Annotated in this window: 1 protein-coding gene and 3 pseudogenes; 1 reads left to right on the top strand and 3 read right to left on the bottom strand. The window is 52.8% G+C overall.

Going from position 1 to position 2,290, the window contains the following annotated elements:
• The 3 pseudogenes from BBW68_RS16190 to BBW68_RS07480 all read right to left on the bottom strand — a co-directional run.
• Positions 1-860, bottom strand: a pseudogene (locus BBW68_RS16190) (IS256 family transposase); the annotation flags it as partial.
• A gap of 220 nt (positions 861-1,080) precedes the next feature.
• Positions 1,081-1,174, bottom strand: a pseudogene (locus BBW68_RS17740) (IS1595 family transposase); the annotation flags it as partial.
• A 34-nt stretch (positions 1,175-1,208) separates the two neighbouring features.
• Positions 1,209-2,049, bottom strand: a pseudogene (locus BBW68_RS07480) (IS256 family transposase); the annotation flags it as partial.
• Positions 2,050-2,128: 79 nt separating this feature from the next.
• Between BBW68_RS07480 and BBW68_RS20620 the strand changes: the two are divergent.
• Positions 2,129-2,290: transposase (locus BBW68_RS20620; protein WP_148127589.1), on the top strand; the 162-nt coding region annotated here is incomplete at its 3' end.

Genomic DNA, 2,290 nt, shown 5'->3' with positions numbered 1-2,290 from the left:
CGGGTAAGCGAAGAACGTGGTAAGGTTGGTCCAGTTGGACTCCCCGCTCCGGCTTATCTGCGGATATCGGTTGTCCCACGGCGCCTGTAGGGCTGCCTCTTCCGTCGGCACCTGATAGATGGTCTTCAGGTCGCTGGTGACGGCTTTGTAGTCCTTTCAGGAGACAAAGCGCAGGCTGTTACGGACCATATGCACGATGCACAGCTGGATCCGCGTTTCCGGATAGACCGCGTTGATGGCATCCGAAAAGCCTTTCAGACCATCTACACAGGCGATCAGGATATCATTCAGGCCGCGGTTTTTCAGCTCAGTCAGGACGTTCAGCCAGAACTTTGCACCTTCGTTTTCTGCGAGCTACATGCCCAGCAGTTCTTTATGGCCTTCGATGTTTATGCCCAGCGCCAGGAACACCGACTTATTGATGACGCGGCTATCCTGACGTACCTTCAGGTACAATACAGTCCAGATAAACAATAGGGTAGATGGTGTCCAGAGGGCGATTCTGCCACTCCACGACCTGCTCCATCACCGCATCCGTCACCTTCGAGACCAGCGCCGGAGAGACATCCGCATCGTACAGTTCCTTGAACGCGGCGGCGATTTCCCGGGTGGATCGCGTGGAATTTGCAGTTCCAGTGGGCCACACTGCTGGCTACCGTTTTTGTCGAGTAACCATTACGGGCATTGCTACTGGTCCTGGGCTGGTTTTTATCGTACCTGAGATAGTGAGTCATTCCGGCATTGAGGGCGGCTTCCACACTAACTTTTTTCAGCAGCCGATCGAACTGATTGAGATCCTCTGGGGTTTTGAGATTTTTGGCCAGTTCATTAGCCAGAGCCTGTAACTGTTTTACGTCCATAATTTAACCTGTTTTTGATGTTGAATTGAACATATCAAAATCAGGCAATTACACAATCTCGTGTACAGGCTCGCGAAACCTTGCAGCTGCAGCAGCGTTCACGCATTACAATGAGAACCACCCGCACAGCGCGCGGGGATATAACTCCCCGAGGGAATACTGGCGGCAGCGGGCATCGTTAACTTAAGATACAAAAACTGTCCGGAGATGGCGGGTCAAGATCAATTACCGGCAGTAATGTCCGCGATTTAGCATCGGGTATAAACCTTGCCACCTCGCTTAAAAAACCCGAAAACAGGCACTTTGCCGACCGCAAGACCCTGTACATGATTCTGTGTAAATGCCTTTTTAGAGGTGGTCGTTCAGGCGGCCACCGAACTCGATAATAAAGCGACTCATTGCCACGCGCCAGTCCTTCAGCGGCATCGTCCATTTTTGCGACGCTGCCTGTATCGCCAGCCACACGACTTTACGCACTGAGTCATCCGTCGGGAACACCTTACGCTTCTTGATAGCATGGCGGATCACGCTATTCAGCGACTCAATGGCATTGGTGGTGTACATCATTTTGCGGATATCCTTCGGGTAAGCGAAGAACGTGGCAAGGTTGGTCCAGTTGGACTCCCCGCTCCGGCTTATCTGCGGATACCGGTTGTCCCACGGCGCCTGTAGGGCTGCCTCTTCCGTCGGCGCCTGATAGATGGTCTTCAGGTCGCTGGTGACGGCTTTGTAGTCCTTCCAAGAGACAAAGCGCAGGCTGTTACGGACCATATGCACGATGCACAGCTGGATCCGCGTTTCCAGATAGACCGCGTTGATGGCATCCGCAAAGCCTTTCAGACCATCTACACAGGCGATTAGAATATCATTCAGGCCGCGGTTTTTCAGCTCAGTCAGGACGTTCAGCCAGAACTTTGCACCTTCGTTTTCCGCGAGCTACATGCCCAGCAGTTCTTTATAGCCTTCGATGTCTATGCCTAACACCAGGAACACCGACTTATTGATGACGCAGCTATTCTGACGTACCTTCAGGACAATACAGTCCAGATAAACAATAGGGTAGATGGCCTCTAGAGGGCTATTCTGCCACTCCACGACCTGCTCCATCACCGCATTCGTCACCTTCGAGACCAGCGCCGGAGAGACATCCGCATCGTACAGTTCCTTAGAATGCGGCGACGATTTCCCGGTGGGGGGAGTGGCACACTGATACTGGCCATCTGATCGGAAGGTGATATTCTCACCTTCCCAACACCACAGGTGACCCAATGGCTAAACATTTCACGCCAGAATTTAAGCTCGAAGCGGCGAAGTTAGTTGTCGACCACGGCTATACCTACGTTAAGGCCGCAGAGGCAGTTAACGTAAGCCATTCGGCTATCCCCCGTTGGGTGAATAAGCTGCGACTTGAGCGCCAGGGGAAAACGCCC

The sequence above is a fragment of the Candidatus Erwinia dacicola genome, assembly GCF_001756855.1.
Taxonomy (GTDB): Bacteria; Pseudomonadota; Gammaproteobacteria; order Enterobacterales; family Enterobacteriaceae; genus Erwinia; species Erwinia dacicola.
This window is presented reverse-complemented; position numbering and strand designations above follow the sequence as displayed.